Origin of the sequence: Actinopolyspora sp. BKK2 (genome assembly GCF_011291845.1) — a bacterium.
GTDB classification, from domain to species: domain Bacteria; phylum Actinomycetota; class Actinomycetes; order Mycobacteriales; family Pseudonocardiaceae; genus Actinopolyspora; species Actinopolyspora saharensis.
On sequence record NZ_JAANTE010000004.1, the window covers coordinates 81,726 to 106,815 of the forward strand.

Annotated in this window: 20 protein-coding genes; 11 read left to right on the forward strand and 9 right to left on the reverse strand. The window is 69.9% G+C overall.

Going from position 1 to position 25,090, the window contains the following annotated elements; genetic code table 11:
* Positions 1-4: 4 nt before the first annotated feature.
* From G9Q41_RS09955 to G9Q41_RS09970, 4 genes are all read right to left on the reverse strand, one after another.
* Positions 5-871 (reverse strand): amino acid ABC transporter permease, encoded by an 867-nt coding sequence (locus tag G9Q41_RS09955; protein WP_165632699.1) that lies wholly within the window; start codon positions 869-871, stop codon positions 5-7.
* Positions 868-1,518 carry an amino acid ABC transporter permease gene (locus G9Q41_RS09960; protein ID WP_092520175.1) on the reverse strand — a complete coding sequence of 217 codons (651 nt, stop codon included), beginning with the start codon at positions 1,516-1,518 and terminating at the stop codon, positions 868-870. Before G9Q41_RS09960 ends, G9Q41_RS09955 begins: the two co-directional genes overlap by 4 nt.
* Before the next feature lie 229 nt (positions 1,519-1,747).
* Positions 1,748-2,635 (reverse strand): glutamate ABC transporter substrate-binding protein, encoded by an 888-nt coding sequence (locus tag G9Q41_RS09965; RefSeq protein ID WP_165632698.1) that lies wholly within the window; start codon positions 2,633-2,635, stop codon positions 1,748-1,750.
* A 56-nt stretch (positions 2,636-2,691) separates the two neighbouring features.
* Complete coding sequence (locus tag G9Q41_RS09970) at positions 2,692-3,420, reverse strand: amino acid ABC transporter ATP-binding protein (protein ID WP_175455028.1); 729 nt, start codon at positions 3,418-3,420, stop codon at positions 2,692-2,694.
* Between the two features lie 410 nt (positions 3,421-3,830).
* Here G9Q41_RS09970 and miaB point away from each other — a divergent pair, with 410 nt between their 5' ends.
* Positions 3,831-5,327, forward strand: coding sequence for a tRNA (N6-isopentenyl adenosine(37)-C2)-methylthiotransferase MiaB (gene miaB / locus G9Q41_RS09975; protein WP_092520181.1), 1,497 nt, complete (start codon positions 3,831-3,833; stop codon positions 5,325-5,327).
* The gene (locus G9Q41_RS09980; RefSeq protein ID WP_092520183.1) at positions 5,315-5,845 is read left to right on the forward strand and encodes a hypothetical protein; all 531 of its coding nucleotides are present in this window, start codon (positions 5,315-5,317) and stop codon (positions 5,843-5,845) included. Before miaB ends, G9Q41_RS09980 begins: the two co-directional genes overlap by 13 nt.
* Before the next feature lie 120 nt (positions 5,846-5,965).
* Here G9Q41_RS09980 and G9Q41_RS09985 read toward each other — a convergent pair whose 3' ends face one another.
* The gene (locus G9Q41_RS09985) at positions 5,966-7,288 is read right to left on the reverse strand and encodes a DUF349 domain-containing protein (protein ID WP_165632697.1); all 1,323 of its coding nucleotides are present in this window, start codon (positions 7,286-7,288) and stop codon (positions 5,966-5,968) included.
* A 422-nt stretch (positions 7,289-7,710) separates the two neighbouring features.
* Between G9Q41_RS09985 and G9Q41_RS09990 the strand changes: the two genes are divergently transcribed.
* From G9Q41_RS09990 to G9Q41_RS10010, 5 genes are all read left to right on the forward strand, one after another.
* Positions 7,711-8,439, forward strand: a complete 729-nt coding sequence (locus G9Q41_RS09990) for a hypothetical protein (protein ID WP_165632696.1) — start codon at positions 7,711-7,713, stop codon at positions 8,437-8,439.
* A gap of 82 nt (positions 8,440-8,521) precedes the next feature.
* Complete coding sequence (gene miaA, locus G9Q41_RS09995; RefSeq protein WP_165632774.1) at positions 8,522-9,439, forward strand: tRNA (adenosine(37)-N6)-dimethylallyltransferase MiaA; 918 nt, start codon at positions 8,522-8,524, stop codon at positions 9,437-9,439.
* A gap of 66 nt (positions 9,440-9,505) precedes the next feature.
* Complete coding sequence (gene dapF, locus G9Q41_RS10000; protein ID WP_092520188.1) at positions 9,506-10,384, forward strand: diaminopimelate epimerase; 879 nt, start codon at positions 9,506-9,508, stop codon at positions 10,382-10,384.
* A gap of 244 nt (positions 10,385-10,628) precedes the next feature.
* Positions 10,629-11,999: a GTPase HflX gene (hflX, locus tag G9Q41_RS10005; protein WP_347567535.1), complete on the forward strand. Its 1,371-nt coding sequence runs from the start codon at positions 10,629-10,631 to the stop codon at positions 11,997-11,999.
* 17 nt (positions 12,000-12,016) lie between these two features.
* Positions 12,017-13,078 carry a hypothetical protein gene (locus G9Q41_RS10010; RefSeq protein ID WP_242687330.1) on the forward strand — a complete coding sequence of 354 codons (1,062 nt, stop codon included), beginning with the start codon at positions 12,017-12,019 and terminating at the stop codon, positions 13,076-13,078.
* A 79-nt stretch (positions 13,079-13,157) separates the two neighbouring features.
* Here G9Q41_RS10010 and lexA read toward each other — a convergent pair whose 3' ends face one another.
* Positions 13,158-13,904 (reverse strand): transcriptional repressor LexA, encoded by a 747-nt coding sequence (gene lexA, locus G9Q41_RS10015; protein ID WP_347567529.1) that lies wholly within the window; start codon positions 13,902-13,904, stop codon positions 13,158-13,160.
* 913 nt (positions 13,905-14,817) lie between these two features.
* On the opposite strand from lexA, the gene nrdR reads away from it, so the two are divergent.
* The 4 genes from nrdR to G9Q41_RS10035 all read left to right on the forward strand — a co-directional run bounded on the left by nrdR (position 14,818) and on the right by G9Q41_RS10035 (position 21,921).
* Positions 14,818-15,363, forward strand: coding sequence for a transcriptional regulator NrdR (nrdR, locus tag G9Q41_RS10020; protein WP_165632695.1), 546 nt, complete (start codon positions 14,818-14,820; stop codon positions 15,361-15,363).
* A 157-nt stretch (positions 15,364-15,520) separates the two neighbouring features.
* Positions 15,521-18,346, forward strand: a complete 2,826-nt coding sequence (locus tag G9Q41_RS10025; RefSeq protein WP_165632694.1) for a vitamin B12-dependent ribonucleotide reductase — start codon at positions 15,521-15,523, stop codon at positions 18,344-18,346.
* A gap of 457 nt (positions 18,347-18,803) precedes the next feature.
* Positions 18,804-20,600 (forward strand): Xaa-Pro dipeptidyl-peptidase, encoded by a 1,797-nt coding sequence (locus tag G9Q41_RS10030; protein WP_165632771.1) that lies wholly within the window; start codon positions 18,804-18,806, stop codon positions 20,598-20,600.
* A 223-nt stretch (positions 20,601-20,823) separates the two neighbouring features.
* Positions 20,824-21,921 (forward strand): DUF4192 domain-containing protein, encoded by a 1,098-nt coding sequence (locus G9Q41_RS10035; RefSeq protein ID WP_165632693.1) that lies wholly within the window; start codon positions 20,824-20,826, stop codon positions 21,919-21,921.
* 28 nt (positions 21,922-21,949) lie between these two features.
* Here G9Q41_RS10035 and galE read toward each other — a convergent pair whose 3' ends face one another.
* The 3 genes from galE to G9Q41_RS10050 all read right to left on the reverse strand — a co-directional run bounded on the left by galE (position 21,950) and on the right by G9Q41_RS10050 (position 25,059).
* Positions 21,950-22,909 carry a UDP-glucose 4-epimerase GalE gene (gene galE / locus G9Q41_RS10040; RefSeq protein WP_165632692.1) on the reverse strand — a complete coding sequence of 320 codons (960 nt, stop codon included), beginning with the start codon at positions 22,907-22,909 and terminating at the stop codon, positions 21,950-21,952.
* Positions 22,910-23,179: 270 nt separating this feature from the next.
* Entirely contained in the window at positions 23,180-24,367 is a 1,188-nt protein-coding gene (gene galK / locus G9Q41_RS10045; protein WP_165632691.1) for a galactokinase, read from the reverse strand.
* Positions 24,364-25,059, reverse strand: a complete 696-nt coding sequence (locus G9Q41_RS10050) for a metal-dependent transcriptional regulator (protein ID WP_092520205.1) — start codon at positions 25,057-25,059, stop codon at positions 24,364-24,366. The genes galK and G9Q41_RS10050 overlap by 4 nt, the downstream gene beginning before the upstream one ends.
* Positions 25,060-25,090 lie beyond the last annotated feature (31 nt).

Genomic DNA, 25,090 nt, shown 5'->3' on the forward strand with positions numbered 1-25,090 from the left:
CCGGTCAGTCCCCCGTGGTCGCGGCGCTCGCGGGCTCCCGGGCGGCGGAGGTCTTGCGGCCCCTGCTCAGCGCGCGTTCGGTGTGGACCGCGACTCTGCTCAACGTGTAATTGATCAGGATGAACACCACGGCCACCACCAGGTAGACCTGGATCTGGTTGCCGAGGTTCTCGATGGCGATCTCCCCGCGTTGCACGAACTCCGGGTAACTGATGGTGAAGCCCAGCGAGGTGTCCTTGAGCACCACGACCAGCTGGCTTATCAGCGCAGGCAGCATCGCGCGGAAGGCCTGCGGCAGCAGCACGCTGAACATCACCTGGTGCCTGCGCATCCCCACCGCGTAGGCGGCCTCGCTCTGTCCACTGGGGAGAGCTGCGATGCCCGCGCGCACGATCTCGGCGATGATCACGCAGTTGTACGCGGTCAACCCGACGACCAGCCCCCACATCAGGGGCAGGTCCAGCCCGAGCGCGGGCAGTGCCTGGGCGGAGAAGAAGATCAGCACGACCACCGGTGTGCCGCGCAGCAGCTCGATCACCCCGACCACCGCCCAGCGGTACCACGCGGCTGCGGTGATCCGGGTCAGCGCGAGCAGCGTGCCCAGCACCAGGGAGAGCAGGATGGACCAGCCCGCCGCCATCAGCGTGTTGGCGAGCCCGCCGCCCAGCAGTGTCCACAGTGCGCTGAAGTTCTCGTTGGTGGGGTCGACCAGCGCTCCCCACTTGTCGTAGGCGAACTCGCCTTCCGCCGCGAAGCGGTGGATCGCCCAGGCCAGCCCCGCCAGCAGCACGAGCGCGGTCACGACGCTGGCGTAGCGCGCCCGACGCCTGGCGCGGGGGCCGGGGGCCTCGTACAGCACCGAGTCGGTCATCGCGCGATCGCCACCTTCCGTTCCACGTACCCCAGCAGCAGGCCCGCCGGGATGGTGATGATCAGGTAACCGAGGGCCACGCCCAGCAGCACCGGCACGATCGCCTCACCCTGCGCGGAGGACAACCGGGTCCCGGTCTCGTACAGGTCCCCTCCGACTCCGAAGGCCCCGGCGATGGCGGAGTTCTTGATCATCGCGATCATCACGCTGCCCAGCGGGGGGACGATGCTGCGCACTGCCTGCGGCAGGATCACCAGCCGCAGGGTCTGGGTGAACCCGAGCCCTATGGAGCGGGCGGCCTCGGCCTGTCCGGCGGATACGGAGTTGATGCCGCTGCGGATGGCTTCGCAGACGAACGCCGAGGTGTACAGCGCGAGGCCGATGGTGCCGAACACGAAGTAGGAGGCGTTGAGCCCGAGGGTGGGGATCGCGAACGCCACGAAGAACAGCACCACCACCAGCGGGCAGTTGCGGAACACCGTCACCCAGGCGGTGCCGAAGGCGCGCAGCGGGGCCAGCGGCGAGACGCGGAATCCCGCTATGACCGTGCCCACGAGCAGGGTCAGCATCCCCGCGTAGAAGCAGATCTGCAGGGTGGTCCAGATACCGTTCAGATAGAGCTGGTAGTTCTCTGTGAGGACTTGCACGGTGCACTCCAGCCAACGGAAGGGGGCACCGCAGTCGTCGATGCCCCCTCGGCGGAGCCCGTTCCACCGGCCCGGGGCCCGGCAGCGGGTACCTCGGTGTCCGGACGGTCCCGGTGGTCCCGGCAGGCCCGGAGCACGAGGCGCGCGCCCCGGGGCGGGCCGCACCGGGTGAGCTATCCCCGGCTGCGCACCGGTGGCGTGAACGGGCTCCGCTCAGCGGAAAGACGGATCAGCCGCAGGAGCGGAGTTCGGGCAGTTCCGGGGTTTTCTCGGCGATCTTCCCGGCAGTGGACTCCCACGCCTCCGCGTAGCTGCCGTTCTCCGCGGCGGTGCGCAGGCTCTCGTTGACGAACTCGCAGAAGTCCGTGTCGCCCTTGAGGATGCCCACGCCGTAGGGCTCCTCGCTGAAGGTGTTGCCGACCACCTTGAAATTGTCCTGCTCGTAGTCGCTGACCAGTCCCATCAGGATCGCGTCGTCGGTGGTGACGGCCTGGACCTGGCCGTTGCTCAGCGCGTCGGCGCACTTGGAGTAGGAGTCGAACAGCACCAGTCTGGACTCGTCGATGTACTCGCGGATCCGCTCGGAGGGGGTGGAACCGTGCGCCGAGCAGACCTTGGCGTCGCTGTCGCGCAGCGACTCGGGGCCCGTGATCGAGTCGTTGTCCGCGCGAACCATCAGGTCCTGGCCGGCCTCGTAGTACGGGCCGGCGAAACTCACGCGCTCGGCGCGCTTGTCGTTGATCGTGTAGGTGGCCACGACCATGTCGACCGTGCCGTCCTGGATGTACTTCTCGCGGTTCTTGCTCGGGGTCTTCTTCCAGTTGATCTTGTCGGCGGGGATGCCGAGCTGGCCCGCGATGATCTCGCCGATGGCGACGTCGAATCCCTCCATCTCGCCCTGGAGGTTCTTCATGCCGAACAGCGGCTGGTCGAACTTCGTTCCGATGGTGATCTCACCCTGCTCGGCGTAGTGGGCCATGGTCGTCCCCTGCTCGAACGAGGGGTCCTCCACCACGGGGGCCGAGAATCCGTCGGAGCTCGCTCCGCCCCCGCAGGCACCGAGCAACAGGGTCGTCGAGGCCGCCACGGCGGCAGCGGTCAGCTTGCCTTTGCGCATGGGAGTCCCTTCCGGTGGTGGCCGCTGTGGCGGCCGGTGTCGATGAGTCTTCGGTGTCAGTGGGTGAGGATCTTGCCGAGGAAGTCCTTGGCGCGGTCCGATTCCGGTTGCTCGAAGAACTGCTGGGGAGTGGTGTCCTCGACGATCTCGCCGTCGGCCATGAACAGCACCCGGTGCGCCGCGCGCCGCGCGAAGCCCATCTCGTGGCTGACGACCAGCATGGTCATGCCCTCCTCGGCCAGGTCGGCCATGACCTCGAGGACCTCGCTGACCATCTCGGGGTCCAGTGCCGAGGTGGGTTCGTCGAAGAGCATCACCTTGGGGCGCATGGCCAGTGCTCGCGCGATCGCGGCGCGCTGCTGCTGACCACCGGACAGCTGGGCCGGGTACTTCTCGGCCTGGTCCGCGATCCCCACGCGGCGCAGCAGGCGCATTCCCTCCTCGCGCGCCTCGTTCCTGCCCAGTTTGCGGACCTTGACGGGGCCGAGCGTGACGTTGTCGATGATGCTCTTGTGGGCGAACAGGTTGAACTGCTGGAACACCATTCCGACGTCGGCGCGCAGCTCGGCGAGCGCGCGCCCCTCCTCCGGGAGCGGGACACCGTCCACGAGGATCGAGCCCGAGGTGGCCACCTCGAGCCTGTTGAGCACGCGGCAGAGGGTGGACTTGCCCGAGCCGGACGGGCCGAGGACCACCACGACCTGTCCGCGCGGGATCTCCAGGTCGATGTCGGAGAGCACGCGCAGCGAGCCGAAGTACTTGTCGACCGCGGACACCCGGATCATCGGTGCGTCCGTGGAAGCTTCGGTCATTCGATCTCCAGACCGGTCGGGAGCGGCGAACACGATGACGGCAACCTAAGCCGCGCACGGCGGTGAGTCCATAACCGATCGATCAACTGAGGTTGCAACTCGATTACGTTCGCCCGCGGGCGGGTCGGTGAACTCGGCGGGGATTCAGCCGGTCACGCGCCGTGTGGAGCGCCCCGCCCGCGACGCCCGGCGCGGGAAGTGCTCCACCGCGGCCGCGGGGGGAGGCGAGCTGCGGTCAGTTCGTGGGTGATAGCCCCGCCGGGGCGTCGTTCGCTCGTGCGGGGACGGGCGGTGACCAGCGACGCCTCTCGGTGGAGCAGCGGCGGGACCGGCTGGGCCCATACCACGGAAGAGTGCTTCCCACCAGGGGATATGGTGGGAACGTGACGGACAATCGGGCGCCTCAGTCATTCGAAGTGCGCACGTATGGCTGCCAGATGAACGTGCACGACTCGGAGCGGATCTCCGGTGTGCTGGAGGAGGCGGGGTACGTGCGGTCCTCCGGGGAGGGCACCGCGGACCTGGTCGTGTTCAACACCTGCGCCGTGCGGGAGAACGCGGACAACCGCCTCTACGGCAATCTGGGCCGACTGCGCTCCGCCAAGCAGGAGAACCCCGGCATGCAGATAGCTGTCGGCGGTTGCCTCGCGCAGAAGGACCGCGGCGAGATCGTGCGGCGGGCACCGTGGGTCGACGCGGTCTTCGGCACGCACAACCTCGGATCGTTGCCGACGCTGCTAGAACGCGCCCGGCACAACGAGGAGGCCGAGGTCGAGATCCTCGAGTCGTTGGACAAGTTCCCCTCGACCCTGCCTGCGCGGCGCGAGTCCGCCTACTCCGGTTGGGTGTCGGTCTCGGTCGGCTGCAACAACACCTGCACCTTCTGCATCGTGCCCGCGCTGCGCGGCAAGGAGAAGGACCGGCGCCCGGGGGACGTGCTCGCCGAGGTCGGCGCGCTGGCCTCCGAGGGAGTGCTGGAAGTGACCCTGCTGGGGCAGAACGTCAACGCCTACGGGGTGGAGTTCGGCGACCGCTACGCGTTCGGCAAGCTGCTGCGCTCCTGCGGTGACATCGAGGGGCTGGAGCGCGTGCGCTTCACCTCCCCGCACCCGAGGGACTTCACCGACGATGTCATCTCCGCCATGGCCGAGACCCCGAACGTGTGCCCGCAGCTGCACATGCCGTTGCAGTCGGGCTCCGACCGGATGCTCAAGGCGATGCGGCGCTCCTACCGCGCCGAGCGCTTCCTCGGAATCGTGGACAAGGTGCGCGCGGCGATGCCGCACGCGGCGATCACCACCGACATCATCGTCGGGTTCCCCGGTGAGACCGAGGAGGACTTCGAGGCCACCCTCGACGTGGTCCGCAGGGCCCGGTTCGCCAGCGCCTTCACCTTCCAGTACTCCAAGCGCCCGGGCACCCCGGCCGCGGAGATGGAGGGGCAGCTCCCCAAGGAAGTGGTGCAGCAGCGCTACGACCGGCTGGTCGAGCTGCAGAACGAGATCTCGCTGGAGGCCAACTCCGAGCTGGTGGGCAGCGAGGTCGAACTGCTCGTCGCCGAGGGCGCCGGGCGCAAGAACGCGCACACCGCTCGCTGGTCGGGACGTGCTCGGGACGGCAGGCTGGTGCACTTCACCCCGAGCGGGGAGGTCGAGGACCGGATCCGGCCCGGGGACGTGGTGCGCACCAGGGTCACCCAGGCGGCTCCGCACCACCTGCTCGCCGACGACGGGGTGAGCGAGCACCGCCGCACGAAGGCGGGGGATCACTGGGAGGTCGGCCAGCGCCCCAAGACCTCGGGGGTCGGTCTCGGACTTCCCACGTTCGGGGCTCCGTCCGCGGAGTCCGCGGCCTCCGCGGAGCAGGGGTGCGGCTGTTGAGTGACAATGCCCGGGCCGGGAATCTCCCCGAGGAGGACGCCGTGGTGGATCAGTCCGGTGAACAGCAGCGGTTCCGCGCCGACCTGTCGCGTGCCGAGCGGGACGTGAGTCGCAGGATCGACCCCGGTGGCCGTGCCCTGGTGATCGCCGGGGTCATGCTGGTGCTGGTGCTCACCGCGATCCTGCCGTGGGTCGGTGGCGCGAGCGGGTGGCAGGTGCTCTCGGGACAGGCCGATCCGGCGCTGGAGATCGAGCTGCTGCCGCGGTTGTTCTCGATCAACGCCACCGTGGCCGGAGTGCTGCTCGGCGCGTTGACGCTGGTGACCAGGCGGTGGGCGATCTCGTGGGTGACCGCCATGGCGTGTTCGGTGGTGACCGTCGAGGGAGTCATCGCGATCTGGTCGCGGCAGACCGTTCCCGAGGGTCAGGCCGGTCCGTCCATCGGGCTGGTGCTCGCCGCCGTCTCGATGGCCGTGCTGGCCAGCCAGTGGCTGCGGATCGCCTGGTCCCGACCGTGAACCGCGGCGAGGGAGCGGGCCGCTCCGCGGCCGGTTGAAGGGATTCGAACGGCTTCCGCGGCCCGGTTCCCGGAGAGGGGACCGGGCCGCGGAAGTATCGGATCCGCTTGCCCGGCTGGGTCACCTGTCGGCCAGCGCGTTCTCCGCGGCCGTCAGCCACTCCCGCCACTGCTGGGCTTGCCGGTCGGCTTCCTTGGCACGTTTCTCGTCGCCGGCCGAGCGCGCCTTCTGCGCCTGCTGCTCGTACTGCTGCACGCGCTCCCGGAACTGGTCGACCCGCGCCTGCGCCTCCGGATCGGTCTGGCGCCAGTGGGCCTGCTCTGCGGAACGAACCCGGTCGTTGACCGCGCGCAGCCGTCCTTCCAGCTCGCGCATCCGCTCCCGCGGAACCTTGCCTATCTCGTCCCAGCGCCGCTGGATGCGTTGCAACTGCGACTGGGCTGCGCTCAGATCGGCGTCGGGATCGATCCGCTCGGCCTCGGCGAGCAGCTCCTCCTTCAACCTGGCGTTCTCGGCGAATTCCGCGTCGCGTTCGGCGAACGCCTCGGAGCGCCGGGCGAAGAACCGGTCCTGAGCGGCTCGGAACCGCTTCCAGAGCGCCTCGTCGCTGTCCCTGGGCGCGCGGCCCACGGACTTCCACTCCGCCATGAGCTGCTTGTAGCGGTCGGCGGTCGGCCCCCAGTCCGTGGACTCGGTCAGCGACTCGGCCTCGTTGACCAGCTCCTGCTTGCGCTCCTTGGCGACGTTGCGCTGCCGGTCCAGCTCGGCGAAGTGCGATCCGCGGCGTCGGTTGAAGGCGTCCCTGGCCTTGGTGAACCGCTTCCAGAGCGCCTCGTCCGTCTTGCGGTCGACCCCCTTGATGGTTTTCCACTCGTCGAAGATGGCCTTGAGGCGGTCCCCCGCGGCCTTCCAGTTGGTGGCCTCGGCACCGATCTGCTCGGCCTCGGCGACCAGCGCCTCCTTGCGGGCCACCGCTTCGGCTCGGGCCTTCTCCCGCTCGGCCTTGGCGTGTTCCACCGCGTGCTCGGCCCGCTCGACGATGTGGTCGATGCGCGCGGCCAACGAGTCCACATCACCGACCACCGAGGCCTCGGGCAGTCCGTCGCGCAGGTGCTTGGCGTTGGACAGCGCCTGCTTGGGATCGCCCGAACCCGTCGAGATCCGCGTCTCGAGCAGTTCGGCCTCGGTGCGCAGATCGTCGAATCGCCGGGCGAAGTGGGCGAGTCCCTCGGTCGGCTCGCCCGCCTGCCAGGATCCGACGAAGCGTTCCCCGGTCGAGGTGTGCACGTAGACCTGGCCTTCGGAGTCGACCCGGCCCCAGCGCGCCGGATCGCTGGAGGCGATCGGCACCGCGGGCGCGGCGCCGCGTCCCGAACCGCTCGTCGTCGAGTCCGCGGCCGCCGAAGCGTCGGCGGTGTTCGGCGTCGTGTCCTGGTCTGTCATGGCCGGCTTCCTCCTTCTGCCCGCTCAGGTGCTCGTGCCGAACACGAGCGCCCCGCCGTGGCGGGGCCCAGCACGCGGCGACACGTGATTCGATGTGCCGCCGTCGGCGCATTCAAACAGCCGGGTCGCGCATCGACCAGTCCGCGGTGCCCGCATCGGGGCGGGGCGCGGTCCTCGGTGCGGTCGATGACGCCCGGTGACAGCTCTCGCTACGAGTGTGCCCCACCACGATATTGGACGGCACCACGGCTGTGGAGCCAGGAATCCTTTTTCGCGCTGAAGCGGTGCTCTCCCGCGGCCTCGCGGACCGGCGCGGTGCCCCTCGGGGGCGGTGTTCCCGGAGGTCGGTTCCCGGAGGTCGCTCGCGAGACGCGCCCGCCCGTTCCCGCGCGTTCCGGAGCGGGCCTCTACTGTTCGACGGTGTGATTAGCCGTGTCGCCGTGCTGCCCCAACCACCCCTGCTTGTTCCGGAGTTGACCGTGCGCTCCAGGCCGGAGGCCGCGGAGCTGCGCGCGGCCTGCCTGCGCGCCGCCTCGGCCCTGACGGAGGTCTCCGCGGACTGGTTGGCGCTCGGCACCGACCGGCGGGTGAGCGGCGAGCTCTCCCCGAGGAGCGCGGGGAGCTTCGCCGGTTTCGGCGTCGACGTCGCGGTTTCCCTCCAGGACGGGGCGGGCCGGGGCGGTGCGGACGAGGAGCTCCCGCTGCCCGCGTTGATCGCCGGATGGCTGCGCGAACGGGCGGGAGCCGCCGGGGTGCGGATGAGGTTGCTGGACGAGGACACCTCCCCCGCGGCCGCGCGACAGGTCGGTGTCGGGTTGTCGAACCGGAGCGGGGACGAACCGAGCGGGCTGCTGGTCCTGGCCGACGGTCCGCGCCGGTTCGGCGAGCACGAGCGGGAGGGAACCCCCGAGAGCGCGGCGGAGCTGCTCCGCGGCGGACTGGCCGTCCCCGGGTCGGGGAAGTTGGACGAGCTGGACGTCGACTCGGCGCGGCGTTCCGGAGTCGTGGGCAGGGCGGCTCTGCAGGCCCTCTCCGGGCTGGTCGGGGCCGACGACGCCGCCTGGCGCGGGGAACTGATTCACTCCGCCGCGCCGTTCGGCGTCGGCTACCACGTGGCCGTGTGGACACGTGCGGAGCAGCCGCCCCGGTAGCACGGGTTCGCCACGGCGCTGGTGCCCGACCACCGGCTCGGACTGTTACCGGGAACTTTCTAGGCTGGAGGGCGTGTCCGCGATGATGCAGCGCCCCGTGGCCGTTGTCGGCCCCACGGCAACCGGCAAGTCCGAGGTGGCCCTGTGGTTGGCCGAGCGGCTCGGTGGCGAGATCGTCAACGCCGATGCCATGCAGCTGTACCGGGGCATGGACATCGGGACGGCCAAAACCCCTCCGGAACTGCGCCGGGGGATTCCGCACCACCAGCTGGACGTGCTCGACGTGACCGAGAACGCCTCGGTGGCCGCGTACCAGCGGCAGGCCAGGGAGGCGGTCGAGCGGCTGCTGGGCGAGGGGGCGGTTCCGATCGTCGTCGGTGGTTCCGGTCTCTACGTGCAGGCCCTGCTGGACGAGTTGAACTTCCCGGGCACGGATCCGGAGGTGCGTGCCCGCTGGGAGGAGCACCTCCAGCGGGTCGGCACCGAGCGACTGCACCGGGAGCTCGCCGAGCTGGATCCCCCCGCGGCCGAGTCCATCCCCTCCACCAACGGGCGCAGAATCGTCCGGGCGCTGGAGGTGATCGAGATCACCGGAAGGCGGTTCTCGGCCAACCTCCCCGAACCGGGACCCCCCAGGTACGGAACTCTGCTGGTCGGTCTGGACCGCCCGGTCGCCGAGCTGGACGAGCGGGTCAACGCCCGGGTGGCGCAGATGTTCGACGCGGGGCTGGTCGAGGAGGTCCGCGGACTCGAGCGGGTCGGGCTGCGGCACGGGCGCACCGCCTCGCGGGCGCTGGGCTACCAGCAGGTGCTGGCCGAGCTGGACTCCTCCGGGGACATGAGCGAGGCTGCCGCGGAGACGGCTCGGCTCACCCGGAGGTTCGTGCGCAGGCAGCGCTCCTGGTTCCGCAGGGACGGGCGGATCCACTGGCTGGACGCGACCGCGGGCGATCCGGGGCGGGCTGTGCTGAACCTGCTGGAGTGCGCGGACGCCGAGTGAGCCGGGAGCGCGCCGCGGGGCGGTCGGGTGGCGCCCGTCCCTTCGGGCGGCGGCTAGACTGGTCCGGTGCAGTCTTACGCGGGACCGGAATTTCTCAAGGGGCACGGCACCGAGAACGACTTCGTCGTGCTGCCCGATCCGCGTGGGGAACTGGAGCTGACGGCCCGGCGCGTGCGGGCGCTGTGCGACCGCAGGCGTGGCCTGGGAGCCGACGGCGTGCTGCGCGTGGTGCCGAGCGGGTTGCTGGGTGAGCAGCTGCCCGCCGACGTTCCCGCCGACGCCTGGTTCATGGACTACCGCAACGCCGACGGCTCGGTGGCCGAGATGTGCGGCAACGGCGTCCGGGTGTTCGCGCGGTACCTGTTCGACGCGGGGCTGGTCTCCACCGGAAGCGTTCCCGTGGGCACCCGTGCCGGGGTGCGCACCGTGGTGGTGGAACCGGACGGGCGCGTGACGGTGGACATGGGCGCGAGCGCCGTTCGGGGGCACTCCAGCGTCACCGTGGCGGGCTATGCCATGTCGGCGTTGTCCGTGGACCTGGGAAATCCCCACCTGGTCTGCCTGACCGGCGAGCTCTCCGAGCTCGACCTGTCGGTGCAGCCGGGCTACGACCCGGACCTGTTCCCGGACGGGGTGAACATCGAGTTCGTGGAGGTGCTCGACGAGGAGCGGATCCGCATGCGGGTCCACGAACGAGGCGTCGGCGAGACCCGTTCGTGCGGGACCGGGACGGTGGCGGCGACCGCGGCCGTGGTGCGCGCTGCGGGCGAGGAGGACGGTTCCCGGTTCGTGCACGTCCAGGGGGGAGTCGTCGAGGTCCGGGTCACACCGGTGACCAGTACCCTCACCGGGCCTGCCGAACTGGTGGCGCGGGGCCGGTTGGGTTCCGAGTGGTGGAGTTCGCTCGAGGCGGAGCCGCTGACCGTTTCGGGTGTTTCTCCCTGAAAAGCGGTGGACGAACGTGCCATAATACATGGTGGTGAGGTTGTTCCCGTGGTCCCGCCCCGGGGAGACCGCACCGAGTTCGAGAATGATCCACGAGCAGCTGAGTAAGGATTACTTGACCAACCGTTACTTCACCGACGAGCGCTTCGACACCGCGGAGCGCGTGGCCGATACCGACGGCTTCGACACGCAAGCGACCCGGGATCCCTCGAACGCGCCCGAGGACGAACCCTCCATCGGGGAGATGGAGCGGCAGGAACGCGCGTCCCTGCGCCGGGTCTCCGGTCTGTCCACCGAGCTCTCCGACGTCACCGAGGTCGAGTATCGGCGACTGCAGCTGGAGAGAGTCGTACTCGTCGGCGTGTGGACCGAGGGCACCTCGGCACAGGCCGAGGCGTCGTTGGCCGAGCTGAGCAGGCTGGCCGAGACGGCGGGCTCGGAGGTGCTGGAAGGACTGGTCCAGCGCAAGGACCGTCCCGACCCCTCGACCTACGTGGGCGCGGGCAAGGTGCGCGAGCTTCGGGAGATCGCCGTCGCCGCCGGCGCCGACACCGTGATCTGCGACGGCGAGCTGGCTCCCGGCCAGGCGAGGCAGCTGGAGGAGAAGCTCCAGCTCAAGGTCGTGGACCGCACCGCCCTGATCCTGGACATCTTCGCCCAGCACGCCAACTCCAAGGAGGGCAAGGCCCAGGTGGAGCTGGCACAGCTGCAGTACTACCTGCCCAGGCTGCGTGGTTGGGGCGACAAGATGTCCCGCCAGGCCGGTGGGCGCGCCGGCGGAGGCAAGGGCGGTGTCGGTACCCGTGGTCCCGGTGAGACCAAGATGGAGACCGACCGCAGGCGCATCCACAAGCGGATCAGCAAGCTGCGCAAGGAGCTCGCGGCGATGAGCACGATCCGCGAGACCAAGCGCTCCCGGCGCGTGGCCAACGCCGTTCCCTCCGTGGCGATCGGTGGCTACACCAACGCGGGCAAGTCCAGCCTGCTCAACGCGCTGACGGGCAACGGTCTGCTGGTGGAGGACTCCCTGTTCGCCACGCTGGACCCGGCGACCCGTCAGGCCCGGACCGTGGACGGCAGGCCCTACACCCTCAGCGACACGGTCGGTTTCGTCCGGCACCTGCCGCACCAGCTGGTGGAGGCCTTCAGGTCCACCCTCGAGGAGGTCACCAGGGCGGATCTGCTGCTGCACGTGGTGGACGGCTCGGATCCCGCTCCGCAGGAGCAGGTCGGTGCCGTCAGGGACGTGGTCTCCGATATCGGCTCCGAGCAGGACGGTTCCGTTCCGCCGGAGCTGGTGGTGGTGAACAAGGCCGACGCGCTGGACACGGCCAAGTTCGCCGAGCTGCGGCGGTTGCTGCCCGAGGCCGTCTTCGTCTCGGCCCGCTCCGGTGCGGGCATCGACGAGCTGAACCGGGCCATCGCCGAGTGGCTGCCCAAGCCCGACATCTACGTGGACGCGCTCGTGCCCTACACCAGGGGTGAGCTCGTCTCGCGGGTGCACACCGAGGGCGAGCTCGTCGAGCGGGAGCACACCGCCGAGGGAACGCGGCTGCGCGCCAAGGTGCGCAACGACCTGGCGAACGCGCTCGAACCGTTCGCCACGACGGGTTGAGCGCGCGGCTCGGTCGGATGACCGCAGCGCTTCTCCTGACCGTGGCCCCCGTGTGCGCGGGGGCCGGGCAGGTGAGTGCCCGCCCGGGGGCTTCGGAGGCCGAGGTGCCCGCCCCGCGAACCGGCTGCACCCCGCGGGACGAGCGACTGTCCGAGCTGTCCGGGCTGTCCGCGGGGCCGCACGGCTGGTACGCCGTGGGCGACGGTGGAAGTGCCCTGCGGGTCCACGAGATGGATCCGCGGGACTGTTCGGTCGTCGACACGCACGGCTGGGCCGTGGACCCGTACGACGTCGAGGACTTGGCGCGTACGGAGGACGGGAAGCTGTGGCTGGCGGACACGGGTGACAACAGCAGGAAGCGGGAGACGGTCGCCGTTCACGTGCTCTCCCCGGGGGAGCCGAGCACGAGGCTCTACCGGTTCCGCTACCCGGACGGTCCGCACGACGCGGAGGCGCTGTTGCTCGGTCGCGGGACCGTGCCCCACATCATCACCAAGAATCCCCTGGGGGAGGCCGGGATCTATCGGCCGGCCGCGGAACCGAGCGAGCGCTCCCCGGTGGACCTGGAGCGGGTGGGCACGTTGAGCCTGAACTCGACCGGCACCCCCGGCGGTCCGCTGCCGAGCTCGTTCGGCTCGGTGACCGTGACCGGGGCGGCGGTCAGCTCCGGACGCGAAGTGGTGGCCGTCCGCACCTACACCGAGGTTTATCTGTACCCGGCCCCGAACGGCGGGGTGCTCGAAGCGCTGAACCGTGAGCCGTTGCGGGTACCGCTGGCCGACGAACCGCAGGGCGAGGCGATCGCCTTCGAACCGGACGGTGACCTGCTGTCCGCCTCCGAGCAGCTGGCCCCGGTGCGCGTGGTGCCGGACGCGGTTGGGCTGGTGGTCGAGCGCGGCCGCGGCAGCGGAGCCACCGGGGGTGCTGCCGGTTCGGACGGGTCCACTACCGCGGGAGCGGACTCCTCCGCGGTCTGGCCGCCCGCGCCGCGGGAGGTCGTGCTGACGGCTGGTGCGGTGTTCGCGCTGCTGGCCGTGCTGTCCGTGGTGCTGCGCCTGCGTCGCAGGCGCGGTGGTTGATCGAGGTGTCGTTTCCCCGGCGCAGGTGCTGAGGTGGGAACGAAAACCCGCTCGGAGCGGAAGCTGACGCGACCTTCGGTCAGAGTTTCCGCAGGACGGCCACGACCTTGCCCAGCACGGTGGCCTCGTCGCCGAGGATCGGTTCGTAGTCCGCGTTGTGCGGCAGCAACCACACGTGGTCCTCGGTGCGCTTGAGGGTTTTGACGGTGGCCTCCCCGTCGATCATCGCGGCGACCACGTCGCCGTTCTCCGCGTCGGGTTGCTGGCGGACGGTGACCCAGTCCCCGTCGGCGATCGCCAGGTCGATCATGGAGTCGCCCACCACGTTCAGCAGGAACAGCGAGCCTTCTCCCACGATCTCCCTGGGGAGCGGGAACACCTCGTCGACGGACTGCTCCGCGAGTATGGGACCGCCGGCCGCGATGCGTCCGACGACCGGCACGTAGGCGGGATTAGCCCGTTCGGTGAACTCGGAGGTCGAGGAGGTCTCCTCCGCGGTCAGCACCCCGACCGTCCGGGGGCGGTGCGGGTCGCGGCGCAGGTAGCCGCGGCGCTCCAGCGCGCGCAGTTGGTAGGCGACGGAGGACGTCGAGGTCAGCCCGACGGTGTTGCCGATCTCCCGCACGCTCGGCGGGTAGCCGTGATCGTGCATCCAGTCGCGGATGGTGTCGAGGACGCGGCGCTGGCGTTCCGTGAGTTCCCGGCGTTCCGTGAGTTCGGAGCCGCGCTCGGACTCCGAGGTCCGAGCGGACCCGTCGGGCTGCGTGCTCGCCCCCGCGGTGCCCTCGGCGTCCCCGTTGCCGGTGGGGTCGGAATGGTCACTCACCGTCACGGCCTCCTGTCCACCACTGCCCGCACGTGCCCGCACACCTCCACGGTAGACGGCACGGAGAAACGACACCAAACACCAGTTCGAGTGAGCCGGTCGCGGCCACGTCGATGACTTCGACCGGTGTTTCTCGTGTTCGCTGGTGGTCGATCGTACACGACTCGTACTGGTGTTCGAGCTCGTTTGCCCGTGGCGCCGTTGCAGGGGCGAGTGCGAGATGTCTCGCTCACGCGCGAGTGGGTCACTGCTCGGGTTGCCGCTTCGGGGGAGCAGTGGGTCGATTTCGCGAAACCGCTGGTCACAGCGCTGGTCCCTCGTGAGTCGGTCGGGACGGGGTGAGGGGAGCCGTGGTTGCGCGCGATCTCCGGCGCGGTATTTTCCCGTGGGGCGTGCCGACGGTCCCGCCAACCGTCCCTCCGCGTGCGCCGACGAGCGAGCACCCCGTCCGGTTCTTCCCGGGGCGATCGTTCGTCCGGGGGTGGTTCCCGCGGCGCTTCGACGTGCCCGAGTGCTCGGCCGGTCCGTTCGCCGACCCCGCCCGCTCGGCCTCTCCGCGTTCTTCCCGGAACGCGGTTCGGTGACTTTCCGTGTTCGCGGTGATCTCGTGCGAGGGGTGGTGCCTCGGGAGGCCGGAACTCCTCGGGCGAGGGGCGCGGTGGGGTCGCCGGGCTTGTGCAGGTAGCTCCGGCGAGTCGCCGAAAAACCGGGCCCCGATTTGCTTAGGATGTGCCCGGGAGCTAAAGTCGACCACAACATCTAGTAGTTTCATCGGTGTAATTAATCAATGACTTGGGTATACTGGCCGTTGAGCAGTTGCTCGAGTCGTATCGTGCCGACTGTCCGCACGACACAGTGTGTTGCGTGATGCGCACCGGCGGCCGGTCGGGTTGTGTCGAGGAGATGACTCGCGTTGCGATGTCCGTTCTGTCGAGGTGACGATTCGCGCGTCGTCGACTCCCGCGAGGTGGAGGAAGGGCAGTCGATTCGGCGCAGGCGGTCCTGCGCGAACTGCGGCCGCAGGTTCACCACGGTCGAGGAGCTGGTGCTCACGGTGGTGAAGCGCTCGGGAGTGACCGAGCCGTTCAGTCGGGACAAGGTCGTTCGGGGGGTGCGCCGCGCCTGTCAGGGACGCCCGGTGGAGGAGGACGCGCTGCAGCAGCTCGCCCACCGGGTGGAGGAGACGATCAGGTCGCTGGGGGTGCCGGAAGTGCCCAGCCACGAGGTGGGGTTGGCGATTCTCGGGCCGCTGCGCGAGCTGGACGAAGTCGCCTACCTGCGCTTCGCGAGCGTGTACAGGTCGTTCACCTCGGTCGAGGACTTCGAGCGGGAGATCGCGGACCTGCGCAACGCCGACGAGGAGTCCGCCGACGCTGCCGGCGGGCAGCAGGCTCCGCGGAACGGGGTCGACGCGGACGAGCAACCCGGACGAACGAGCGAAGCGAACGCGAATGCCTAAACCGGGGCGGGGAGCGGCGCAGCGCCGGAGCGGCGCGGCCAAGCGCAAACGGGTGGCCCACGCGGGCGGCCCCGAGCAGGGAAAGAAGCGACCGGGCCGGACGGGGAACCCGGACGGTGGCAGCAGGAGAGCGAGCGACGAGGGAGAGACTCACGCCATGACAGAGACCGTCGGTAGTCCGGCCTCCGCAGGGGAGTCGGAGGCAGGAACCCGCACGGCGGGAATCCGGGTCCAGCGTGTTTACACGACCGAGGGAGTGCACCCCTACGACGAGGTGACCTGGGAGCGCCGGGACGTCGTGATGACCAACTGGCGCGACGGTTCGATCAACTTCGAACAGCGCGACGTCGAGTTCCCGGAGTTCTGGTCGCTGAACGCGGCCAACATCGTCACGAGCAAGTACTTCCGTGGCGCACTCGGCACGCCGGAACGCGAGAGCAGCCTGCGGCAGCTCATCGACCGCGTGGTCAAGACCTACGTGCACAGCGGCCTCGAGCACGGCTACTTCGCGTCCGAGACCGACGCCGAGATCTTCGAGCACGAGTTGACCTACATGCTGCTGCACCAGGTGTTCAGCTTCAACTCGCCGGTGTGGTTCAACGTGGGGACCAGCTCCAAGCAGCAGGTCTCGGCCTGCTTCATCCTGTCGGTCGACGACACGATGGAGTCGATCCTCGACTGGTACAAGGAAGAGGGGCTGATCTTCAAGGGAGGTTCCGGAGCGGGGCTGAACCTCTCCCGCATCCGCTCCTCCAAGGAGCTGCTGTCCTCCGGGGGCACGGCTTCCGGTCCGGTTTCGTTCATGCGCGGTGCCGACGCCTCGGCGGGAACCATCAAGTCCGGCGGGGCCACCAGGCGCGCCGCCAAGATGGTCGTGCTCGACGTCGACCACCCGGACGTCGAGGAGTTCATCGAGACCAAGTCCAGGGAGGAGCACAAGATCCGCGCCCTGCGCGACGCGGGCTTCGACGTGGACCTCGGCGGCTCGGACATGGTCTCCGTGCAGTACCAGAACGCGAACAACTCGGTGCGGGTCAGCGACGAGTTCATGCGCTCCGTCGAGAGCGACGGCCAGTTCGGGCTGAAGGCGCGCACCGACGGCTCGGTGACGGACACCGTCCGCGCCAGGGACGTGTTCAACAAGATGGCCAAGTCCGCCTGGGAGTGCGCCGACCCGGGCATCCAGTACGACGACACCATCAACGACTGGCACACCAGCCCGGAGTCCGGCAGGATCACCGCGTCGAACCCGTGCTCGGAGTACCTGCACCTGGACAACTCCAGCTGCAACCTCGCCTCGCTGAACCTGATGAAGTTCCTGCGCGAGGACCTCACCTTCGACGCTGAGCTGTTCAAGAGCGCCGTCGAGATCGTGATCACCGCGATGGACATCTCGATCTGCTTCGCGGACTTCCCCACGGAGTCGATCGCGCAGACCACGCGGGACTTCCGCCAGCTCGGAATCGGCTACGCCAACCTCGGCGCGCTGCTGATGGCCACCGGGCACGCCTACGACTCCGACGGAGGCAGGGCGCTCGCGGCCTCGGTGACCTCGTTGATGACGGGGACCGCCTACAAGCGCTCCGCCGAGCTCGCCGGCGCGGTGGGGCCCTACGCGGGTTACGCGCGCAACGCCGAGTCCCACCAGCGCGTGATGCGCAAGCACGCGGCCGCCAACGACCTGGTGCGGACCTACCACCACAACGACGTCAACGTGCACGACCTGGCCACCCAGGTGTGGCAGGAGGGGCTGGAGATCGGCGCGCGGAACGGCTGGCGCAACGCGCAGGCCTCCGTGCTGGCCCCGACCGGAACCATCGGTCTGATGATGGACTGCGACACGACCGGCGTGGAACCGGACCTGGCCCTGGTCAAGTTCAAGAAGCTGGTCGGCGGCGGCTCGATGCAGATCGTCAACCGGACGGTGCCGCGCGCGCTGCGCGCGCTGGGCTACCCGGACGAGCAGGCCGAGGCCATCATCGAGTACATCGCCGAGCACGGGCACGTGGTGGACGCGCCGGGGCTGCGGCCGGAGCACTACGAGGTGTTCGACTGCGCCATGGGGGAGCGCTCCATCGCTCCCATGGGCCACGTCCGCATGATGGCCGCGGTGCAGCCCTTCCTGTCCGGTTCGATCTCCAAGACCGTGAACATGCCCGAGCACGCCACGGTCGAGGACGTCCAGGAGATCTACTTCGAGGGCTGGCGACTCGGCCTCAAGGCGCTGGCCATCTACCGGGACAACTGCAAGGTCGGTCAGCCGCTGTCCGCGGGCAGCGGGGGCAAGGACAAGGGCGAGAAGCAGGTCGAGAAGGAGATCGAGTACCGCCCGGTGCGCAAGCGCCTGCCCAAGAAGCGTCCGAGCCAGACGATCTCGTTCACGGTCGGCGGCGCCGAGGGCTACCTCCACGCGGGCTCCTACCCGGACGACGGTCTCGGCGAGATCTTCATCAAGCTCGGCAAGCAGGGGTCCACGCTCGCGGGCGTGATGGACGCCTTCGCGATGTCCATCTCGGTCGGGCTGCAGTACGGGATCCCGCTGGAGTTCTACGTGTCCAAGTTCCAGAACGTCCGGTTCGAGCCGGCCGGCATGACCGACGACCCGGACGTGCGCATGGCCAGCAGCGTGCTGGACTACCTGTTCCGCAGGCTCGCGCTGGACCACCTGTCCTACGAGAAGCGGGCCCAGCTGGGCATCTTCACCGCCGCCGAGCGCACCGAGCAGACCAACGGTGCCGACGCGGGGCAGGAGCAGAACGAGCTGGACTCGATGCGTGGTTCTGTGGAGTACTCCGAGCAGCCCAAGCCCGTGGTGCAGAACCCGAGCGACGACTCGGACGCGGGAAGCTCGACCGAGCTGCTGGAGCTGAAGCTGGGCAAGGCCGCTGACGCCCCGCTGTGCATGACCTGCGGCACCAAGATGCGTCCCTCCGGGTCGTGCTACCTCTGTGAGGGCTGCGGAGCCACCTCGGGCTGCAGCTGAGCGGTTCGACCGCGCACGGTGAGCTCCGGGGCGGGGTGTCCCGGTCCGGAAGCAGGCGAGGGGAGTCGGCCACGGCGGCCGGCTCCCCTTCGTTCGTCTCGGGGAGGGGACTCCGAACTGTCGCGGTGCGGTCCTCCGGTTCGAGCGCTTCCCGGAAGACCCGCGCGTCACGTGGGACGTGGTGGCGTTTCCGCGGTTTTTCGATGTGGTCCTCGGTTGCCGGCCGTTCGTTCGTCGTCGTTCCTTTCCGCTCGTGTCGGATCGCTGTACCCGCAGGCGAGCTCCGGAGGTCCGGTTGAGACCCGTTCCGCGCTCCCGGACGGACCGTCCTACCGGGACGGCCGAGGACGATCACCGAACGACACCGCTTGTCCGGAAAACGCCGCGCTGCGTGATTGACATCGCCGGTGTGGCTGGCAAGCTGCTGATCGTCCTCGGAAACCTGATGGGAGTTCGCATGTGGCGAGCGCGAACCGCTCTGCTGTCCGCGGTGGTCGTCCTACCGCTGCTCGGTGTTCCCACGGCGAGCGCCGACCCCGCCCCCGAACCCTCCGCCCCGGTGGTGGAGGACGGTGCCGCCCAGCCGGTGTTCGACCCGTCGAAGGCCGTGCGGCGGGACCTGTTCGTGACGGCCGGTGTGGACAGTGATCACGACGGTCGGGACGACAGGGTGCACGTTCAGGTGGTCCGTCCTGAGGGGACGGAGCGGGGAATGCGCGTACCCGTCGTCTACCGGGCCAGTCCCTACTTCGCGGGCGGCAACTCCGTCTCGAACCACGACGTGGACCGGGAACTGTACGCACCGGACCGGGCCGGGACCCGCTCGGCCGGAACCGCGACGGCCTCCCCGCGGTCGTCCCGGGCCGGGATCGACTGGGCCTACCAGCGCTTCCTGCTGGCGCGGGGATACGCCGTCGTCTACGCCGAGTCGCTGGGCAGCGGTGCTTCGGACGGTTGCCCGACCACGGGCGGGCGGAACGAGACCCTCGGAGCCAAGTCGGTCGTGGACTGGCTGAACGGCAGGGCGCCGGGGCACGACGCGAACGGCGAGCCGGTCCGGGCGGACTGGTCCACGGGCAAGGTCGCGATGATGGGGGTCTCCTACAACGGGACGCTGCCGAACGCGGTGGCCACCACCGGTGTCGAGGGGCTCGAGACGATCGTGCCCATCGGGGCGATATCCAGCTGGTACGACTACTACCGCTCGGACGGCGCCGTCGTGGCACCGGGCGGATACCAGGGCGAGGACGCCGACGTGCTGGCGAAGTACGTGCACACCAACGACCGGGACTGCGCTGCGGTGACCGAACGCCTCCGCGCCGGGCAGGACCGGCTGACCGGCGACTACAACGAGTTCTGGGACCAGCGCAACTACCTCGACGACGTGGACCGGATCGAGGCTTCGGTGCTGTCGGTGCACGGGCTCAACGACTGGAACGTCAAGACGCGGCAGGCTGCGCAGTGGTACCGCGCGCTGCGCGAGCAGGGGGTGCAGCACCGGATCTGGTGGCACCAGCAGGGCCACCGCGATCCGATCGGGCTCAGGAAGCAGGAGTGGCTGCGCACGTTGAACCGCTGGTTCACGCACTACCTGCACGGCGTTGCCAACGGGGTCACCCACGAGCCCAGGGCGACCATCCAGCGGGCCGACGGCAGCTGGCACCGGGAGTGGGAGTGGCCCGCCCCCGCGGCACGGGACGTCTCGCTGACTCCGACCCCGGGCGGTGACGCCCGGGGAGGGCTGAGCCCGCGCGGGCGAACCCCCGGAAACGTGGTGGAGACGCTCCGGGACGACGCGAGCGTGCTCGCCGGGGAGCTGGCCCGTGCCCGGAGCTCACCGCACCGGCTGAGCTACTTCACCCGCGGTGTGCCCCGCCCCGTGCGGATCAGCGGCACCGCGCGGGCCGAGCTGGCCCTGTCCTTCGACAGCCCCGCGGCCAACGTGACCGCGATGCTGGTCGACCGCGCCCCGGACGGTTCGATCGAACCGATCACGCGGGGGTGGACCGACCCGCAGAACAGGAGGTCCGTCGAGCGCAGCGCTCCGATCGAGCCGGGGAAGCGGTATCGGGTGAACGTGGAGATGATGCCGGACGACTACGTGCTCGACAGGGGGCATCAGCTCGGGCTGGTCGTGCTGTCCAGCGATCACGAGTACACGCTTCGCCCCGCCCCCGGGACAGAGCTGAGTCTCGACCTGGCGGGGAGCAGCCTGGTCGTGCCTGCCGTGGCGGGCCGGGGAGTGTTCCGGTAGCTCTGGGCCGGAACGGCCGGTGCGGTGGCCGAATCGGCGCTGAGCACTTTTCACGCGGGAGCGGCCCGGCGGAGCGAGCGGCTCCGCCGGGCCGCTTCTCGTGTGCCATGCGCCCGCGTCCTGCCGGGACAGCGGGCCGGTGCTCGTCCACAACGCTCGGATGCGTCCACAGCTTTGCGAACCGCGGATCTCGTCCCCGGCGCCTCCCGCCGATGCGGGAAGTATGAGTTCTTCGGCGAAACAGCAAACCGTACACCTTTCCGACCCGGCCGAGTTCGTGGCCGCCGTCCCGCATCTGCTCGGGTTCTACCCGGAGGAGTCGCTGATCGTCACGACGCTGCACGGGGCGCCGGGTGCGACGCGACTCGGGTTCACCGCACGAGTGGACCTGCCCGCCGAGGGCAGACGTGCCGAACTGGCCACCGAACTGGTGCGGGGGCCGATCGCCCGCGACGAACCGACGGGAGTGCTGCTGGCCGTGGTCGGCGGACTCCTGTCCGGAGGGGGCGAACGCGCGGTGCCCCCCTCCGGGGAACCGGTCTCCGCGGACAGCGGGGCTCCCGCGCCACCTCACAGCGAACTGATCGGGTTCTTCCACGACGCCCTGTACGAGGCGGACCTGTCCCTGGCCCAGGCCCTCTGGACACCGGAGATCAGCAAGGGGTCCCCGTGGTACTGCTACACCGACGGGCGCAGCGGAAGAACGCCCGACCCGAAGGCGTCTCCGCTGGCGGCGGCGCTGGCCCTCTCCGGCACGGTGACCTTCCCCAGCAGAGCGGAGCTGGCCGAGTCGGTGGCTCCCGAGTCCGCGGAGACCCAGGCCCGCTGGTCAGCGCGGCTGAACCTGCTGCAGGACGACGCGGAGCCGCACCGGGGTGCGGCCGACATGTGCAGCGCCGACGTCGAGACGGTGTTCGCCGCGATCCGTCGTACGGCACGTGAGGAGGCGTTGACCGAGGAGGACCTGCTGCGGGTGCTCGTCGCGTTGTCCGACTACCGGGTGCGGGACTTGGCGATGGGAAGCGCGCTGAGCACCGAGGCGCGTGCTGCGGAGCAGCTCTGGCTCACCCTGGTGCGCAAGGCGCCGGAGCCCGAGGTCGCGGATGCGGCGGTGCTGCTGGCCTTCTCCGCCTACCTGCGCGGTGACGGGGCGCTGGCAGGGGTCGCGCTGGAGCGGGTGGAGCGGACCCGCCCTGCGCACCGCCTCGGTGAGCTGCTGCGCAGGGCGTTGGACACCGGAATCGGCCCGAGCGCGTTGTCGGTGATAGTGCGGGACACGGTCGCCGACGCGCAGGCGATGATCGAGCAGGAGGAGTGTTGACCGGGACGACGCCGGGGACCACGAGGTCCTAGCGGGCGCGGTCGAGCACGAAGTTCCACGCGTCGCGCACGATGTCCTCGATCTCCCGGCGCTGAGGGGACCAGCCCAGTTCGCGCTGGGCCCGCTCGCTGGAAGCCACCAGCGTGGCTGGGTCGCCCGGGCGACGCTCGGCCGTCTCCGCCGGGATGTCCCGTCCTGTCACGGAACGGCACGCCTCGACCACCTGCTTCACCGAGAAGCCGGTCCCGTTGCCCAGGTTGTAGATCCGGTGCTGTCCGGGAACGGCCTTCTCCAGCGCGAGGAGATGAGCTTCCGCGAGGTCGCGGACGTGGATGTAGTCCCGCACGCAGGTGCCGTCGGGGGTGGGCCAGTCCTCCCCGGCGATGTGCACGCGGTCGCGCAGTCCCTGCGCGACCTCGAGCACGATCGGGATGAGGTGCGTCTCCACGGTGTGCCGTTCCCCGAAACCGTCGTGCGCACCGGCGACGTTGAAGTAGCGCAGGCTGGTGGCCGCGATTCCGTAGGCGCTCGCGTAGGAGCCGATGGCCTGGTCGATGGCCAGTTTGGTCGCCCCGTACGTGTTGGTCGGCCCGGTGGGGGCGTCCTCCGGGATCGGAACGGAGTCCGGTTGGCCGTACACGGCCGCCGTCGAGGAGAACACCAGCCGGGGGACGCCCTGCTCGCGCATGGCGTCGAGCAGGCGCAGGGTGGTGACCACGTTGCCGTGCCAGTACATGGCGGGGTCACGCATCGACTCGGCCACGAGCGACTTGGCCGCGAAGTGCAGCACACCGTCGAAGCCCTCGGCCAGCACCTCGGTGGCCCGTTCCGCCACGTCACCGGTTACCAACCGGCAACCGCTCGGCACGGCGTCGGCGTGTCCGGTGGACAGGTCGTCGAGGACGACCACCTCGTGCCCGGCCTCGTGGAGCCGGGCCGCGCAGACACTGCCCACATAGCCCGCCCCGCCGGTAACCAGCAGCTTCACCGCGTTCTCCCCTTCGGCCTGCTCGTCGGTGACTCACGGAAACGCTCGGCTACCACGCGAGCGCGGTGGCCGGGGCGAGTCCGAACGGAAAAGATCGCCCCCAACGTACACCGCTCGGCTGTGAGCCGACGGGAGACTGCCGGCCCGGCGCCGCAGGCGGTGCTGCGCCGGAGGGGAGCGTCGCGGAACAAGTCAGGTGTCCTGCGGCGGGGGAAGGGAGGTGAGGCCCGCGGGTGGGGCGGTGACACCGCCTGCCACCCACGGACGGACTCACGACCGCGGTTCTCGCGCGGCTCCAGCCGAGGGCACAGCGGTGAACAGTCGCGGTGCTCGCGAACCGTTCCGCTCGAAGGCCTCGGTTATCTCCCGCTCGGTGCGCTCCCGCTCGTGGGAGGGCACCAGGGCTATGGCTGACCCACCGAAACCGCCCCCGGTCATCCGCGCCCCGAGAGCGCCCGCGTCCAGAGCGGTCTCGACCGCGAGGTCGAGCTCGGGGCAGGAGACGCGGTAGTCGTCGCGCAGACTCGCGTGCGAGGCGGTCAGCAGTTCTCCCACCTCGGTCAACGCGCCGCTCCGCAGCCGTTCCAGCGTCCTGAGCACCCTGTCGTTCTCGGTGACCACGTGCCGCACCAGTGGACGCAACCGTTCCGGAAGCGCGTCCAGCGCACCGTCCAACCCGGCCGCTGTGATGTCGCGCAGCGCCGAAACGCCGAGCAGCGCGCAGGCCTCCTCGCAACCGTTCCTGCGATCCCCGTAGCCGGATTCGCTGTGCGAGTGGTTCACCCGGGTGTCGATCACCAGGATCTCGAGCCCGCTGCCCGCCGCGTCGAAGGGAACCTGCTCGGTCTCCCCGGAGCGGACGTCGAAGAAGAGCGCGTGCGCGGCACGGCAGCGCAGCGAGGCCGTCTGGTCGAGCAGACCTGTCGGTGCCCCGACGAAGTCGTTCTCGGCCCGGCACGTCCAGTGCGCCACCTCGGAGAGCTCCGGACCGTTCGGACCGTCGGCGGGCCGGTCCGCGGTGTCCAGCAGCGCCAGGGCGGTGGCGCACTCCAGGGCCGCCGAGGAGGAGAGGCCTGCCCCGGTCGGGACGTCACCCGCGATGACGAGATCGGCTCCGGGCAGCTGGATCCCGGCCTTCCACAGCACCCAGGTGACCCCGGCCGGGTAGCTCGCCCATCCCGGGAGCGCACCGGGGGTGAGCTCGTCGATCGACACGGTGCCGCCCCGCTGTGGGGATCCGTCCGCGTCCAGACTGGTCACCGACAGCTTTCCGTCCGTGCGCCGTCGCGCCGCCACCGCGGTGCGGTGCGGCAGCGCGAACGGGAAGACGTACCCGTCGTTGTAGTCGGTGTGCTCGCCGATGAGGTTGACCCGGCCAGGGGCCGACCACACCGATTCCGGCTCCGTACGGTGCTCCGCCACGAACGTTTCCGTGGCACGTTCCGCCGCCCCGCTCATCGTGGCCTGACCAGTACCGCGTGCGCGATCGACGGGGGAAGTTGCGTGGTCCCCGAGGCGCCGTGGACGTCGATGGGCTTGTTGCCGCCCACCACGGAAACGATCTCGATGTTTCCGTCCGGGACCACCCCGGCGGTCTTCAGCGAGTTCATCAGCTCGGGGTCCAGTTGCACGTGCTCGGCTATCCGGCACACGAGAGCGCGGCCACCGCCGTTGCGCGCGATCTCGTCCACGCGCTGCAGCTCGTTGTCCACGGTCGGTGCGGCCTCCTCGATCCCGAGGTCGTCGAGCCCGGGGATGGGATTGCCGTAGGGCGAGGTCTCCGGGCCGCCGAGCAGGTTGATGAGCTTGTGCTCCACCGCTTCGCTCATCACGTGCTCCCAGCGACACGCCTCGCTGTGCACGTGCTCCCACTCGAGTCCGATGACGTCGACGAGAAGCCGTTCGGCCAGGCGGTGCTTGCGCATGACTCCGATGGCGCGGGCACGACCGGACTTGGTCAGTTCCAGGTGCCGGTCCTCGGCGACGGCCAGCAGGCCGTCCCGCTCCATGCGAGCCACCGTTTGACTGACGGTCGGCCCGCTCTGCTCCAGCCGCTCCGCGATGCGGGCTCTGAGCGGCACGAGTCCTTCTTCCTCAAGCTCGTAGATGGTCTTGAGGTACATCTCGGTGGTATCGATGAGATCGTTCACGCCAGCTCCCCATTCGGTCCAGCACCAATGC

Excerpts from the sequence above, each read along its gene's own strand:
- miaA (WP_165632774.1), top strand. The coding sequence starts at position 8,522 with ATGATGCAGCGCCCCGTGGCCGTTGTCGGCCCCACGGCAACCGGCAAG.
- G9Q41_RS09970 (WP_175455028.1), bottom strand. The coding sequence starts at position 3,420 with ATGATCCGGGTGTCCGCGGTCGACAAGTACTTCGGCTCGCTGCGCGTG.
- galK (WP_165632691.1), bottom strand. The coding sequence starts at position 24,367 with ATGAGCGGGGCGGCGGAACGTGCCACGGAAACGTTCGTGGCGGAGCAC.
- G9Q41_RS09955 (WP_165632699.1), bottom strand. The coding sequence starts at position 871 with ATGACCGACTCGGTGCTGTACGAGGCCCCCGGCCCCCGCGCCAGGCGT.
- G9Q41_RS10010 (WP_242687330.1), top strand. The coding sequence starts at position 12,017 with ATGACCGCAGCGCTTCTCCTGACCGTGGCCCCCGTGTGCGCGGGGGCC.
- G9Q41_RS10035 (WP_165632693.1), top strand. The coding sequence starts at position 20,824 with ATGAGTTCTTCGGCGAAACAGCAAACCGTACACCTTTCCGACCCGGCC.
- G9Q41_RS09965 (WP_165632698.1), bottom strand. The coding sequence starts at position 2,635 with ATGCGCAAAGGCAAGCTGACCGCTGCCGCCGTGGCGGCCTCGACGACC.
- G9Q41_RS10030 (WP_165632771.1), top strand. The coding sequence starts at position 18,804 with ATGTGGCGAGCGCGAACCGCTCTGCTGTCCGCGGTGGTCGTCCTACCG.
- G9Q41_RS09985 (WP_165632697.1), bottom strand. The coding sequence starts at position 7,288 with ATGACAGACCAGGACACGACGCCGAACACCGCCGACGCTTCGGCGGCC.
- hflX (WP_347567535.1), top strand. The coding sequence starts at position 10,629 with ATGGAGCGGCAGGAACGCGCGTCCCTGCGCCGGGTCTCCGGTCTGTCC.
- G9Q41_RS10025 (WP_165632694.1), top strand. The coding sequence starts at position 15,521 with ATGACAGAGACCGTCGGTAGTCCGGCCTCCGCAGGGGAGTCGGAGGCA.